16 protein-coding genes are annotated in these 13830 nt (G+C 71.3%); 13 read left to right on the top strand and 3 right to left on the bottom strand.

From position 1 onward, the window contains the following. Nucleotides 1-94 precede the first annotated feature (94 nt). A complete protein-coding gene (locus C3481_RS12635; RefSeq protein ID WP_103842632.1) occupies nucleotides 95-724 on the bottom strand; it encodes a hypothetical protein in 630 nt (209 codons plus the stop codon). Between the two features lie 104 nt (nucleotides 725-828). Between C3481_RS12635 and C3481_RS12630 the strand changes: the two genes are divergently transcribed. From C3481_RS12630 to csrA, 12 genes are all read left to right on the top strand, one after another. Beyond that, complete coding sequence (locus tag C3481_RS12630) at nucleotides 829-1092, top strand: flagellar FlbD family protein (RefSeq protein WP_064955564.1); 264 nt, start codon at nucleotides 829-831, stop codon at nucleotides 1090-1092. Then, a complete protein-coding gene (locus tag C3481_RS12625; RefSeq protein WP_023953665.1) occupies nucleotides 1092-1895 on the top strand; it encodes a motility protein A in 804 nt (267 codons plus the stop codon). Before C3481_RS12630 ends, C3481_RS12625 begins: the two co-directional genes overlap by 1 nt. Then, nucleotides 1892-2701: a flagellar motor protein MotB gene (locus tag C3481_RS12620; protein WP_084670382.1), complete on the top strand. Its 810-nt coding sequence runs from the start codon at nucleotides 1892-1894 to the stop codon at nucleotides 2699-2701. The genes C3481_RS12625 and C3481_RS12620 overlap by 4 nt, the downstream gene beginning before the upstream one ends. Before the next feature lie 682 nt (nucleotides 2702-3383). Beyond that, nucleotides 3384-4313 carry a flagellar motor switch protein FliM gene (locus tag C3481_RS12615; protein WP_083990559.1) on the top strand — a complete coding sequence of 310 codons (930 nt, stop codon included), beginning with the start codon at nucleotides 3384-3386 and terminating at the stop codon, nucleotides 4311-4313. After that, nucleotides 4310-4960 carry a flagellar motor switch protein FliN gene (fliN, locus tag C3481_RS12610; RefSeq protein ID WP_023953662.1) on the top strand — a complete coding sequence of 217 codons (651 nt, stop codon included), beginning with the start codon at nucleotides 4310-4312 and terminating at the stop codon, nucleotides 4958-4960. The genes C3481_RS12615 and fliN overlap by 4 nt, the downstream gene beginning before the upstream one ends. A 49-nt stretch (nucleotides 4961-5009) precedes the next feature. After that, nucleotides 5010-5483 carry a flagellar biosynthetic protein FliO gene (locus tag C3481_RS12605; RefSeq protein ID WP_181021928.1) on the top strand — a complete coding sequence of 158 codons (474 nt, stop codon included), beginning with the start codon at nucleotides 5010-5012 and terminating at the stop codon, nucleotides 5481-5483. Further along, the gene (gene fliP, locus C3481_RS12600) at nucleotides 5480-6214 is read left to right on the top strand and encodes a flagellar type III secretion system pore protein FliP (protein WP_023953660.1); all 735 of its coding nucleotides are present in this window, start codon (nucleotides 5480-5482) and stop codon (nucleotides 6212-6214) included. Before C3481_RS12605 ends, fliP begins: the two co-directional genes overlap by 4 nt. Nucleotides 6215-6226: 12 nt before the next feature. After that, nucleotides 6227-6502 carry a flagellar biosynthesis protein FliQ gene (gene fliQ, locus C3481_RS12595; protein ID WP_023953659.1) on the top strand — a complete coding sequence of 92 codons (276 nt, stop codon included), beginning with the start codon at nucleotides 6227-6229 and terminating at the stop codon, nucleotides 6500-6502. Between the two features lies 1 nt (nucleotide 6503). Then, a complete protein-coding gene (locus C3481_RS12590) occupies nucleotides 6504-7265 on the top strand; it encodes a flagellar biosynthetic protein FliR (RefSeq protein ID WP_023953658.1) in 762 nt (253 codons plus the stop codon). 13 nt (nucleotides 7266-7278) lie between these two features. Next, nucleotides 7279-8370, top strand: a complete 1092-nt coding sequence (locus tag C3481_RS12585; RefSeq protein ID WP_023953657.1) for a flagellar biosynthesis protein FlhB — start codon at nucleotides 7279-7281, stop codon at nucleotides 8368-8370. Then, nucleotides 8367-10418, top strand: a complete 2052-nt coding sequence (locus C3481_RS12580; protein WP_103842628.1) for a flagellar biosynthesis protein FlhA — start codon at nucleotides 8367-8369, stop codon at nucleotides 10416-10418. The genes C3481_RS12585 and C3481_RS12580 overlap by 4 nt, the downstream gene beginning before the upstream one ends. Nucleotides 10419-10478: 60 nt before the next feature. Beyond that, the gene (gene csrA / locus C3481_RS12575) at nucleotides 10479-10727 is read left to right on the top strand and encodes a carbon storage regulator CsrA (protein WP_370576215.1); all 249 of its coding nucleotides are present in this window, start codon (nucleotides 10479-10481) and stop codon (nucleotides 10725-10727) included. 19 nt (nucleotides 10728-10746) lie between these two features. On the opposite strand, the gene C3481_RS12570 is transcribed toward csrA, so the two are convergent. Together C3481_RS12570 and C3481_RS12565 are read right to left on the bottom strand one after the other, a co-directional pair. Further along, nucleotides 10747-11754, bottom strand: a complete 1008-nt coding sequence (locus C3481_RS12570) for a metal ABC transporter solute-binding protein, Zn/Mn family (RefSeq protein ID WP_064955864.1) — start codon at nucleotides 11752-11754, stop codon at nucleotides 10747-10749. A gap of 53 nt (nucleotides 11755-11807) precedes the next feature. Next, nucleotides 11808-12548, bottom strand: coding sequence for a GntR family transcriptional regulator (locus C3481_RS12565; RefSeq protein WP_071918931.1), 741 nt, complete (start codon nucleotides 12546-12548; stop codon nucleotides 11808-11810). Nucleotides 12549-12729: 181 nt separating this feature from the next. Here C3481_RS12565 and C3481_RS12560 point away from each other — a divergent pair, with 181 nt between their 5' ends. Continuing rightward, complete coding sequence (locus tag C3481_RS12560) at nucleotides 12730-13812, top strand: substrate-binding domain-containing protein (protein ID WP_103842626.1); 1083 nt, start codon at nucleotides 12730-12732, stop codon at nucleotides 13810-13812. The last annotated feature ends 18 nt before the right edge of the window (nucleotides 13813-13830 follow it).

The raw sequence follows: 13830 nt of genomic DNA, 5'->3' as shown, positions 1-13830 counted from the left end.
CGGCCCGCAACTCCTCAGATTTCCTGCGGGTACGGCCTCGCGGCCCGCGCGGCACCGAGCGCGCCGGTTTCTGAGGAGCTGCGCGCGCGGCCGGTCAGGGCCACAGCGGGTGCGCTCGCGCAGCTGCGTTACGAAGCGCAGCGGCGTCGAGCGCCGTCACCGTCTCGGGGATGCCGCGGGCCGGCCACTCGACGCCGACCTCGAACGTCGGCACCGGGGGTGTCGGCCAGACCCAGAACTCGCGCGCCCAGCTGTCGGCGTGACCCTGCGGCCGACCGAGCCCCTCGAGCACCGGCCCCTCGACCTGCGCGTCGGTCACGTCGCCGCGCGCCCACGGCGAATCGTCCTGCGTCGTGATCGTCCGCCCGTCGGCGAAGCGGACGCCCCAGCGCAGGCCCGTCGGATCGAACCGGTCATCGAGCTGCCCCCGGCCGTGCGCACGATCGAGGTACCCCCAGATCCGTTGCCGCGCGAGCCGGCCGGTCTCGGCCACGCGCACTGCCAGCCGCAGCACGACACCCTCGCGGTACACCCGCACGAGTTCCAGCGACACGACCGTGTCGGGCGAGCGGCCCACCTCTCGGTCGAGCGCCACGATCACGGGGGCGACGTGCCAGGGCGGCCCCATCCATGCCGGCATGTCGAGGGGCGGGTGGTCGTCGTCGGGGATCTCCCGCGGCTCGACGGGGCGGAAGAACGGGGGCTGCGGCGACGACGCTGACACGGGCGCAACGCTAACCGACCGCCGCGTCCTGCCGACAGTCCCCTCGGAGCCGTCGTACCCGCGACAGCTCGTTCCCCCGCGCGCCGACCGACGAGAAGGGCGACATGATCGTTCTGACACGACTGAACCGTCACCGGTTCGCCGTGAACCCCGACCTCGTCGAACGCATCCAGGCGAGCCCCGACACGACGCTCACGCTGGTCGATGGGGCGACGTTCGTGGTTGCCGAGACGATGGATGCCGTCATCCAGAGCATCGTCGAGTTCCGCGCCCGCGTGCTCGCGACGGCCCTCGGCCATGCCGCGGCATCCGCCACCGCGCCCGCATCGGCCACCGCACCGGCCATCGCACCGGAGGGCGAGCGCTGATGGACCCGTCACTCCTCATCGGCATCCTGCTGGCGTTCGGCGGCCTGTGGGCGATGATCCAGCTCGAGGGTGCCAGCCTCAACGCCCTGCTGCTGCCTGCGCCCATGGTGCTGGTCTTCGGCGCGACGATCGCGATCGGCATCGCCGGCGGCACGCTGCGCGATGCCGCGGGGGCGGTGCGCGCCCTGCCGCGGGCCTTCGTCGGCATCAAGGGATCGACCGAGGCGCTCATCGACACCGTCGTGGGCTACGCCGAGAAGGCACGCGCCGAGGGTCTGCTCGCCCTCGAGAGCGCCGTGGCCGACGAGAAGGATCCGCTGCTGCGCCACGCCCTGCAGAGCATCGCCGACGGAACGGATGCCGAAGACCTGCGGGTCGTGCTCGAGGACCGCGTCGCCACCGTCGCCGCGGAGCGCCGCACGGCCTCGCGCTTCTACTCCGCCCTCGGCGGGTACGCCCCGACGGTCGGCATCGTCGGCACGGTCGTCTCGCTCACCCACGTGCTCGAGTACCTCGACAAGCCCGACCAGCTCGGGCCCCTCATCGCCGCCGCGTTCGTCGCGACCCTGTGGGGCCTGCTGTCGGCGAACTTCATCTGGCTGCCGATCGGCACGCGGCTGCAGCGCCTCGCCGAGATCGAGGTCGACCGCATGACGCTCGTGACCGAGGGGATGCTCGCCGTCCAGGCGGGCAACCCGCCGATGCTCGTCGCCGAGCGACTGCGGGCTCTCGCACCCGAGACCAAGCCCGGGCGCGGTCGGGCGAAGGCGGCGGCCGACGAGCCAGCGGACGCCGGGGTATGAGCGCGCCGCGTCGCCGCCGCGTCATGGAGTCCTCGCACGAGGGCCCCGACGAGCGCTGGATGGCGTCGTACCTCGACATGATCACGGTGATGATGTGCATGTTCATCGTCATGTTCGCGATGTCCAACGTCGACCAGGAGAAGTTCGAGCAGCTGCGCGCCTCGCTCGCGACCGGGTTCGGTTCGGAGATCTCCGACACCCGCGACGTCTCGGAGGGCGTCGTCGTACCACCCGAGCTGGTCGAGGAGGAGGGCGAGGGGTTCGTCGAGACGCCGACCGCTCCGACTCCGGCCGAGCAGGAGTACAGCTCGCTCGACGACCTGCGCTCACGCCTCGAGGGCGCTCTCGCCGAGCAGGGCCTGGGCGACGCCGCGACCTTCACGATCGACGACCGGGGCCTCACGATCGGTCTCGTCAGCGCCGAGACGTTCTTCGACACCAACAGCACCGACCTGAGCGACCGCGCCCGGGCCGTGCTCGACGCCGCGGGAGCCGTGCTCGCCGCCGACGCGCACCTCATCTCGGTCGAGGGCCACGCCGACGCCCGCCCCGCCATCGCGCCCTTCGCCGACAACTGGGAGCTCTCCACCGCGCGGGCCAACGGCGTGCTCGGCTACCTCGTCGATGCACGCGGGGTCGCGCGCGAGCGCATCAGCTCCGTGGGGTTCGGCTCGTCGCGACCGCTCGCCGAGGGATCGAGCGCCGAGGCCCTCGCGCAGAACCGCCGCGTCGACATCGTCGTGCTCTCGGACGCCGACGCCCAGGTGCGAGGCGAGCTCCCCGCGCTCGCCGCCGCCGACGGCTGACTCCCCGGCACGACCTTCACCTGGCAGAACGCGTCCCCTCGCTCGGGCTGAGTGGGCGCAGACTGCCAACCCGACCCAACCCGCGGTGCCTCGGGGTCTCACTTGGCAGACCCCGCCCCATCCCCAGCCCCGACTGGGTACAAGCTGCCAACCCAACCCAGAGCCCGCGTCCACCCCAGGCCTCACCTGGCAGATTTCGCCCCATCCCCAGCCCCGACTGGGCACAAGCTGCCAACCCGCGCCAACCCGCGGTGCCTCGGGGGCTCACTTGGCAGACCTCGCCCCATCCCCAGCCCCGACTGGGCACAAGCTGCCAACCCGCGCCAACCCGCGGTGCCTCGGGGGCTCACTTGGCAGACCTCGCCCCATCCCCAGCCCCGACTGGGCGCAGACTGCCAACCCGAGCCAACCCGCGCCAACCCGCGGTGCCTCGGGGTCTCACTTGGCAGATCCCCGCCCCATCCTCAGCCCCGACTGGGCGCAGACTGCCAAACCGAGCCAACCCGCGGTGCCTCGGGGTCTCACTTGGCAGACCCCGCCCCATCCCCAGCCCCGACTGGGTACAAGCTGCCAACCCAACCCAGAGCCCGCGTCCACCCCCAACCCAAACCCACCCCCACCCCACCCCACCCCGCGAAGCGCGGGGCTAACCAGACGCGCGACGCGACCGATAGTCCCCGCCGTGCAGACCGTGCCGACCGCCCCGAGCGTGCGAACCGAGGATGCCGCAACCGCGGCCCCGGAACGCTACGACTTCGGGCGACCCGCGGCGCTGTCCCGCGAGCACACGCGCGCCCTGGCGGGGGCCTTCGACGCCTTCGCGCGCCAGTGGGCGATGCTCCTCGCCGCGAAGGCGCGGGTGCGAGCGCACATCGCCCTCGAACGCGTGAGCCTCGAGACCTACGACGAGTACGTCGCCACGGTCCCGCCGACGACGACGCTCGTGCTGTGCTCCGACGCGAGCTCGGACGATCGCGCGGTCATCGAGTTCCCGCTGCCGTCGGCGCTGTCGTGGATCGTGAAGATGCTCGGCGGGGACGGCTCGCAGCGGCCCGAGGCCCGCGCCCTCACGGCGATCGAGCAGGCGCTCATCCGGTCGCTCATGGACGAGACCCTCGGCCACCTCCGCACCGCCCTCGGATCCCTCCTGCCTCGCGAGCTGAGCGTCGGCGCGGTGCAGTACAACGCGGCCTTCGCCCAGGTCGTCGGCGGCCAGGACCTCGTCGTCGTGGCCCGGTTCTCGATGCGCCTGGCCGACCGCACCGAGACGGCGACGATCGCCCTCCCCGCCGCGACGCTGCTCGAGCGCCTGTCCGACAGCGCCTCGGCGCCGCGCGCCACGAACGACCCGGGTCTCGTCCGCCGGCACATCGAGCAGACGCCCGTCGAGGTGACGCTGCGACTCGCACCGCGCGCCGTCCGCCCCGCCGAAGTGCTCGACCTCGCCGTCGGCGACGTCATCTCGCTCGCGCACGCCGCCGACCGTCCCCTCGATCTCGCCGTCGACGAGCACGTCGTCGCATCCGCCGCCGTGGGGTCGCACGGCGCACGCCTCGCGTGCGTCGTGACGGCATCCGATCTCTCCCCCGCGCTGTCAGAGGAGTCGCCATGACCAGCACCACCACCCACGAGGCCGCAGCCGCGGCGGCGTTCGCCGACCGCCTGCCGACCGCGTCGCGCATCACCGCCCGCCCCGGGACGAGCGCGGGCGAGACCGGCGACGCGGTCATCGTCTCGTCGGTCGGCGACACGAGCGCGGCCCTCGCGGTCGTGGTGCTCGACGAGTCGGCTCTCGTCGGCGCGGACGCCGGCCTGCCGCTGTCCGAACGACTCCGAGACGCGCTCGACGCCGCGGCGACGGCGTTCGGGCCGAGCGTGCTCGGCGAGGCGAGCATCGGCGACGCCTCGTCGCTGTTCGCCCACCCCGCCGCGCAGGTGTTCGACCTCGTCGACGAGGATGCCCGGGTCATCGGGCGTCTCGCGGTCCGCGTGTCGCATCCCGCCGCCGCCTCGCCGCGCCGCCTGCAGCGCATCGCGGGCGTCGAGATGGAGCTGACCGTCGAGGTCGGCCGCACGCGCATGACCGTCCGCGACGTGCTCGACCTCGAGCCGGGCCGCATCATCGAGCTCGACCGCTCAGCCGGCGCCCCCGCCGACGTGAAGCTCAACGGACGGCTCATCGCCCACGGCGAGATCGTCGTCGTCGACCAGGACTACGCGGTTCGCATCACGCGCATCATCGAGAACGCGGAGGCCTGACATCGACGATCTGCTGCTCGCGCTGCGCGTCGTCGTCTCCCTCGGCGTCGTGCTGGCGATCGTGTGGGTGCTGCAGCGTCGCTTCTCGCGCGGCAGCGCCGCGGGGTCGCGCACGAGCCGTGCGCGCGGCCCCAGACCGGCGCGCTCGGATGCCGTCGCCGACATCACCGTCGTCGCCAAGCGCGGCATCGGGCCGAAGGCCCAGGTCGCCGTGGTCGAGATCGACGGGGCCCGTTACGTGCTCGGCATCACCGAGGGCGGGGTGTCGATGCTCGACCGGATCGACCCGACGCCCGACACCACGACGGGGCACCCCGCGACGGCGGATGCTGCACACGGCGACGGCGCGGGCCGCCCGGCTCTCCGGGATGTCGCGGGCGACGAGCCTCTCGCACCGCCCGTGCCCCTGCTCCGCGCGCAGGCCCGCGCCGAACGCACTGCACGCACCGCCCGCACCACCCGCCCGGCGACCATGACCGCGCGCGATGCCGCACAGGTGCTGCGCCGGGCCCTGGGCGCGTGATCTCCGGCGGCGCGCTCGGCGCGCTCGTGCTCGTCGCCGCCTCGACACCCCCGCCGAACGGCGGCATCTCGGTCGACATCAACGGCATCGACGGCACGCCCTCGTCGTCGGTGCTGACGCTCATCGGCATCACTCTGCTGTCGGTCGCCCCGGCGCTGCTGCTGATGATGTCGTCGTTCACGAAGATCTTCGTCGTGCTGGCGATGACCCGGAACGCGCTCTCCCTGCCCACGATCCCGCCCAACCAGGTGCTCGCGGGCCTCGCCCTGTTCCTGACCCTGTTCGTGATGTGGCCGGTGCTGACCGAGATCAACACGGTCGCCGTTCAGCCCTACGTCGACGGCTCCCTGACGTTCACCGACGCGGTCGGCGTCGGTGCCGACCCGTTGCGCACCTGGATGCTGTCGTTCACGCGCGAAGAGGACCTCGCGCTGATGACCCGGTTCGCGGGGGCCGAGAATCCCCAGGATCCGGCGAGCGTCCCCATGATCACCCTCATTCCCGCGTTCATGATCTCCGAACTGCGCGCGGCCTTCATCATCGGCTTCGTCATCTTCGTGCCGTTCCTCGTGATCGACCTCGTCGTCGCGGCGGCGCTGATGTCGATGGGCATGATGATGCTCCCGCCGGTGATGATCTCGCTGCCCTTCAAGATCCTGCTGTTCGTGCTCGTCGACGGGTGGGGGCTCATCCTCCGCACCCTCATGGAGAGCTACGGAGCGGGCGGATGACCGGGGGCACGCGTGAACCCTGAAGCGGTCCTCGACATCGGCATGGAGGGCGTCGTGCTCGCCGCGAAGCTGGCCGCCCCGCTGCTGATCACGGCACTCGTGGTCGGCTTCGCCATCTCGCTCCTGCAATCGATCACGCAGATCCAGGAGGTCACGCTCTCGTTCGTGCCGAAGGCCGTCGCCGTCGCGATCGCCCTCGTCGTGTGCGGGCACTGGATGATCGCGGAGGCGATCGCCTTCACCCACACCATGTTCGACCGCATCCCGCACCTGCTCTCGGGCGGTTGAGATGCAGCTGCTGCTCGACTTCGCCTGGATCGAGGCCACGGGACTGGCCGCGGTCCGCACGACCGCCTTCGTCTTCACGGCCCCGCCGTTCTCGTACGGCGCCTTCCCCGCCCGCATCAAGGCGATGGTCGCGATCGGCGTCGCCCTCGCCCTCAGCGGCACGGTGGCGCCGGGCTACCAGAGCCTCGACACCGGCGCGTTCTTCCTCGCCCTGACCGCTCAGGTCGTCACGGGGGCGCTGCTCGGGTTCCTCGTGATGACGTGCTTCGCGGTCGTGCAGTCGGCCGGCGGCCTGATCGACGTCTTCGGCGGCTTCCAGCTCGCGCAGGCCTTCGATCCGCAGATGAACGTCAACGGCGCCCAGTTCACGCGCCTGTTCCAGATGATCGCCCTCGCCCTGCTCTTCGCGAGCAACGGCTACCAGCTCATCCTCGCGGGGCTCGCCCGGAGCTTCACGGCGATCCCCGTCGATGGGGTGCTCGACCTCGCCCGCCCGGTCGAGCTGCTGGTCGACACCGCGTCGCAGCTGCTCGTCGCCGCGCTGCAGATCGCCGGTCCCCTGCTGCTCGTCCTCTTCCTCGCCGACATCGCGCTCGGGCTCGTCAGCCGCGTCGCCCCCGCCCTCAACGCGTTCGCGCTCGGCTTCCCGCTGAAGATCATCCTGACGTTCCTCCTCGCCGGCAGCGTCATCCTCGCCCTGCCCGCCGTCGTCGGGGCCCTCACCGACCAGGCGACGGGCCTGCTGATCGGCGGAACCCGATGAACGGCGGCGCGTCATGAGCAGCGACAGCGGGGAACGCACCGAGCAGGCCAGCCGCCGGCAGCTGCGCGAGGCCCACCGCAAGGGCAAGCTCTCGCGCAGCCAGGACCTGTCCGCCTGGCTCGCGATCGGCACCGTCGCACTGGTCCTCCCCGCCATGATCGGGGCGGGTGCGGATGCCGGGGCGGCGCAGTTCGTCGAGATCGCCGCCGTCATCCGCAACCCCGACCCCGAGCACGCCGTCGCCGTCCTGTCGTCGGCGCTCGGCGGCATCCCGGCCATCCTGGGCACGGCACTGCTCGCCGTCGCGATCGTCGCGATCGTCGGGTCGGTCGCCCAGGGCGGCGTCCATCTGCGCGGCGTTCCGGCGCGGTTCGAGCAGTTCAACGTGCTGAACGGCGTCAAGCGGCTGTTCGGCCTGCAGGCGCTCTGGGAAGGCGCGAAGGCGCTGCTCAAGACCGCCGCGATCGGCCTCGCCCTGTGGTTCGTCGTCGCCGGGCTCATGCCCGTTCTCACGATGAGCGGCGCCCACCCGATCACCCGGCTGCTCGAGATCGCCTCGAACGTCGTGACCGCGCTGCTCATCACCGCCGTCGCCGTCGGCGTCCTGCTGGCCGCGGTCGACGTCCTCGTCGTCATGCGCCGCAACCGCAAGCACACCCGCGTCACGAAGAAGGAAGCGCGCGACGAGCACAAGAACTCCGAGGGCGACCCGCTCATCCGCAGCCAGCGCCGCGCCCGGCAGATGGCGATGAGCCGAAACCGCATGATCGCCGCCGTCGGAGATGCGGATGTCGTGCTCGTGAACCCCACGCACATCGCCGTCGCGCTCCGCTACGAGCCCGGCAAGTCGGCGCCGCGGGTCGTCGCGAAGGGGCAGGGCCTCATCGCCGAACGCATCCGCGACCGGGCGCACGAGGCCGGCGTCCCGCTCGTGCGCGACATCCCGCTCGCCCGTGCCCTGCACGGCGCCTGCCAGCTCGGCCAGGAGATCCCCGGCGATCTCTACACCGCCGTCGCCCGCGTGCTCGTCTTCGTCGACGGGCTCAAGCGCCGCGGCGCGGCACGCGGCGTCCACACCGTTCCCGAGAGGAAGGCACCCCGATGAACATCCTGAGAAGGTCGCTGGTGCCGATGGGGGTCGTCGGCATCATCATGCTGCTGATCGTGCCGGTGCCGCCGCCGATCCTCGACGTCCTCATCATCACCAACATCCTGTTCGCTCTGCTCATCCTGCTGACGGCGATGTTCGTGAGGCGGCCGCTCGATTTCGCGGTCTTCCCCTCGCTGCTGCTGGTGGCGACGCTGTTCCGGCTCGGCCTGAACGTCGCCTCGACGAAGCTCGTGCTGGGCGAGGCGCACGCGGGACAGGTCATCGACGCGTTCGCCGCGATCGCCGTGGGCGGATCGCTCGTCATCGGCATCGTGGTCTTCCTGATCCTCATCGTCATCCAGTTCGTCGTCGTGACGAAGGGCGCCGAGCGCGTCGCCGAGGTCGGCGCCCGCTTCACCCTCGATGCCATGCCCGGCAAGCAGATGGCGATCGACGCCGACCTCAACGCCGGCCTCATCAGCGATGCCGAAGCGCGGCGCAGGCGCGCCGAGATCGCCGCCGAGGCGGACTTCTACGGCGCGATGGACGGCGCCTCGAAGTTCGTCAAGGGCGACGCGATCGCCGGCCTCGTGATCATCATCATCAACCTCGTCGGCGGCGTCGCGATCGGCATGCTCTCGAAGGGCATGGAGGCGGGCGAGGCCCTCAACACCTACGCCCTCCTCACGATCGGCGACGGCCTCGTCACGCAGATCCCCGCGCTGCTCATGGCGGTCGCGACGGGCATGATCGTCACGCGCTCGGGAGCGGAATCCGACATGGGATCGGCCGCCGCGGCGCAGCTGACGCAGTCGCGCAACGCCCTGTCGATCGCGGGTGGCGCGGCGATCGTGATGTCGTTCATCCCCGGCATGCCGATGCTGCCGTTCCTCGTCATCGGCGCCACCCTGCTCCTCATCGCGCAGCGGGTCGGCCGACGCGAGCAGACGCAGGCTGCCGAGGACGCCCCGGCCGTCGATCCGCGCGGCGCCGTCGACACCCCCGAGGAACTGGCCGAGCGGATGCGGGTGCATGCGCTCGAGATCCTGCTCGCTCCCGACATCGTCGACCTCGTCACCGGCGGCCCCGACGACCTGCTCGGACGCGTGCGGGCGCTGCGACGCAAGACCGCTCTCGAGCTCGGGCTCATCGTTCCGCCCGTCCGCACGCGCGACAGCATCGAGCTGCCGCCCTCGACCTACGTCATCCGGGTCGCCGGCATCGAGGCGGGCCGGGGCGTCGCACCCCGGGCCTCGCTCCTCGCCCTGGGCTCGGGGCTGGAGACCCTGCCCGGGCGGGCGTCGCCCGACCCCGTGTTCGGCATCGACGGCAAGTGGGTTCCGCTCGAGATGCGGCACAGCGCGGAACTTGCGGGAGCGACGGTCGTCGACCGCGCGAGCGTCATCATCACGCACCTCTCCTCGGTCATCCAGGCTCACGCCGCGCGGCTTCTCAGCCGCGAGGACGTCCGCCAGCTCACCGAGACGCTGCGGCAGTCGAGCCCCGCAGCGGTCGAGGAGCTCACACCGGCGCTGCTATCGCTGGCCGAGGTGCAGCGCGTGCTGCAGGGTCTGCTCGCCGAACGCATCCCGATCAACGACCTGACCCGGATCTACGAGGCGCTCGCGCTGCGCGCCAAGACGACGACCGAACCCGACGCCCTGATCGAGGCCGCACGTCTTGCGCTCGGGCCCGCCGTGGCGACGCGCTTCGCCGAGCAGGGGCGGCTGCGCATCGTGATGATCGACCCGCTGCTCGAGCAGTCGATGCTCGAAGCGATGCGGCCGAGCGAGGACGGCCCGCACATCGCGCTCGACCCGCACCGGCTCGAGGCGGTCGTCGCGTCGACGCGCGCGGCGCTGGAGGCGGCGGGCCCCGGACCCGAGCCGGTGCTCGTGTGCGCCCCGTCGCTGCGCTCGGCCGTGCGGCGCCTCATCTCGTCGCAGACCGACGGGCTGCCGGTGCTGTCGTACACGGAGGCGACGGCCGGGGGCCTCGCGATCGACACGGTAGGCGTGGTCCGGGACAGCATCGGCGACGCGCACGCCATCGCGACCGCATGAGACTCGCGTCGAGCGCGAGGCGCGCGGACGGCGTCCGGAAAGTAGGGTGATCGAGTGCTGGTGTTGACGAGACGGGTCGGTGAGAAGGTGCTCATCGGCGACGACATCGAGCTCACGGTGCTCGAGGTCAAGGGCGACAGCATCCGGCTCGGCATCGACGCACCGCGGTCGACCCGCATCCAGCGCGCCGAGATCGTCGCCGCCGTCGAGAACGAGAACGTCTCGGCGGCCCGCACATCCGCAGACGAGCAGCAGGCCCTCCTGAACGCACTCGTCCGCCGCCAGGGCGAGGCCCCGACGGCGGACTGAGCGGAATCTCGAAGGCGGGTCAGCCCGCGAGCGCGCCCGAGATCTCGTCGATGTTCTGCTGCATCCAGCCGACGTAGTCGACACCGTCGGGCATCAGCTCGGTGAACTCCAGCACGGGGATGTTCAGCTCGTCGGCGAGCTTCGTGATCTCCGTCGTCTCGGCGCCGCCCGTCTGGGCGTTGACGATCACGATCCGGACGTCGCCCGAGCGCAGGATCTGCTGCGCCTCGAGGAGCGTCGCGGGAGGCACGTCCTGCCCCTCCTCGACGGCCTCGCTGAACGCTGCCGGAGTTGCGTTCTCGAGGCCGGCGGCCGCTGCGAGGTACAGCGGAACCGGCTCGGTCACGAAGATCTTCTCGCCCTGGTGCGCCGCGGAGATCGTCTCGAGCGACGTCTCGAGGCCGTTGATCCGCTCGATGAGCGCCTGGGCGTTCGCCTCGAAGGTCTCGGCCTGGGCCGCATCCAGCTCGCCGAGCTCGTGCGCGATGTCTTCGACGAGGTGCGCGATCGTGTGCGGGTCGTACCAGACGTGCTCGTTGAAGCCCTCGATGTGGTCATGACCCTCGTGATCGTGGTCGTGACCGTCGCTGTCATCCGAGGCGTGATCGTCGCCGTCATCCGAGGCGTGGTCGTCGTGGCCCTCGGCGCCCGGGAAGTCGTGCGAGAACTCGACCGCCGTGAGCACGGGGGCCGTGCTGCCGCTCGCCTCGACCAGTGCGTCGAGGAACGAGTCGTAGCCGCCGCCGTTCTCGATGACGAGGTCGGCCTGCGACACCGTCAGCTGATCGCGCGCCGAGGCCTCGTACGAGTGCGGATCCTGCGCGAGCGAGGTCACGATCGAGGTCACCTCGACCGCGTCGCCGCCGACCTCGGCGGCCAGCGAGCCGTATACGTTCGTCGAGGCGACGACGCTGATCTTGCCGTCGTCCGAACCGCTCGCGGCCGGCGACGAGGTGCCGGCACAGCCGGCGAGGGCGAGGGATGCCGCTGCCACGAGCGCGGCGGCAGGGAGGAGTCGACGGGTCATGCCGTCGATTGTACGTTACTGATAATCGTTCTCTTGACCGCCGGAGCGGGAGATCAGCGGATTCCCACGTAGAAGCGCGATTCGTCACTGCGGTGAAGGGCCAGGTACCGCTCGAACGGCTGCCCCTCGGCGTCCCACGCGATCGACTCGATCGACAGCACCGGCTGCCCCGGGGCGAGCTCGAGGAGCGCGGCGTCCGCCGGGTCGGGGACGACCGCGCTGAGCCAGCGATCGGCGCCGCTCGGCTGCACCCCGAAGTTGCGCCGGAGATGCTCGTAGAGCGACCGGTTCTCGAGGTTGGCGCGCGCGAGCGTGGGAAACCGGTCGTGGGGCAGCACCGTGTCGACGAGCAGCCAGGGCGTCTCGTCGACCCGCCGCAGGCGACGCAGCCGAACCACGGGTGCCCCGACAGGGATGCGCAGAGCCTCGGCGTCCGCCGCGTCCGCCGTGCCGACGGCGAAGTCGAGCACGCGGGTCGTCACCACTCGACCCGTTCCGGCGAGATCGTCCGACGACCCCGCCATCGACCCGACGAATCGCAGGTCGGGCCGCGCCGGCGCGACGAACGATCCGCGTGCGCGGACCTTGTAGATCAGCCCGGCGCGCACCATGTCGGCGAGGGCTTCCCGGACGACCGTGCGGGAGACCCCGAAGCGGTCGATGAGCTCCGACTCGGACGGCAGCGCCTGATCGGGCCGCCACCGTCCCGACTCGATCTCACCCCGCAGTGCGAGCGACAGCTGCTGCCACAACGGGAGATCGGACGAGCGGTCGAGCGTCGTCGCTGCGGTCATGGGAGCCTCCTCGATCGGGCCGTCACGGCGAGCGTATCGGCGCCGTGTTGACACTCGGCGGCCCGCTCCCTATCTTAGTCATCACCAACTTGTCATGACAGGTTGGTTGTTACGAGTTTGCAGCCCGCACGCCCTCGTGACATCGGCACCTCGCAACGATGCGACACCAGGAGGCACAACGATGACGTTCCCGACCACCCGCCGTCTGCTCGCCGCAGCGGCCGCGACAGCGATCTCCGCTCTCGTCCTCGCCGGCTGCGCCGGCAGCCCGACCGACACCACCTCTGCCGGCGGAGAACCCCAGGGCCTGAAGGTGGCCCTCTCGAACGGGTTCGTCAACGGCTGGCGCCTGACCCTCATCGACAAGTTCGAGACGGAGGCCGCGAAGCTCAAGGAGAGCGGCGTCGTCTCCGACTACAGCGTCGTCAACGCCCCGGGCGAGAACAGCGCGACCGAGCAGGCATCGCAGATCCGCAGCCTCATGCTGCAGAACCCCGACGTGCTCATGGTCATCCCGGCTTCGTCGACCGCGCTCGTCCCCGTCGTCGAGGAGGCATGCGCCGCCGGCATCACGGTCGTGATCGTCGACGCCGACATGGACACCAGCTGCGGCATCGTCGTGCGCAACGACTACGGGCAGTGGGGCGCCGACTCGCTCCAGCCCGCGCTCGACGCGATCGGGGGCACAGGCGACATCATCCTCAACCGCGGCGTGATCGGCTCGCAGCCCGACGAGGCGTTCTACGCCCGCCAGCAGGAGATCCTCGCCGACTACCCCGACGTGAAGGTCGCGGCCGAGGTGAACGGCTTCTGCGACGCCGCGACGGCGCAGAAGGAGATCGTCGCGATCCTCGGCTCGATGCCCCCGATCGCCGCCGTTCCCGGATGCATCGGCGGCATGGGCGTCGTGCAGGCGTTCCAGTCGGCCGGTCGAGACATCCCGGTCGTCGTGTTCGACACCGACGGCAAGTCGCTGTCGTTCTGGAAGGAGAGCGGCATCGACAACGGTTCGTTCGCCGCGCTGACCGATCCCGGACAGATCGTCGCCGCCCTCTACGCCGCCATCGCGAAGCTGCGCGGCGACGAGGTGCCCGACGAGGTCGTCCTGCCGCTCGTGCAGGTCACGCAGGAGAACCTCGACTACTGGGTCGAGACCCTCGGCACCGACGAGTACGCCGCGAACGCCTGGGACGAGGAGACGACCGACGCCGCGATCGCGGCTCTGCTGGCCGGCGACGACGTCGCCGTGCCCGCGCTGCCCTGACGCCCGGTGACACCGTGG

The organism is Microbacterium sp. Ru50, from assembly GCF_002920555.1.
Taxonomy (GTDB): domain Bacteria; phylum Actinomycetota; class Actinomycetes; order Actinomycetales; family Microbacteriaceae; genus Microbacterium; species Microbacterium arborescens.
The sequence above is the reverse complement of the archived record's forward strand: the minus strand, read 5'-3'. Positions and strand labels throughout refer to the sequence as shown.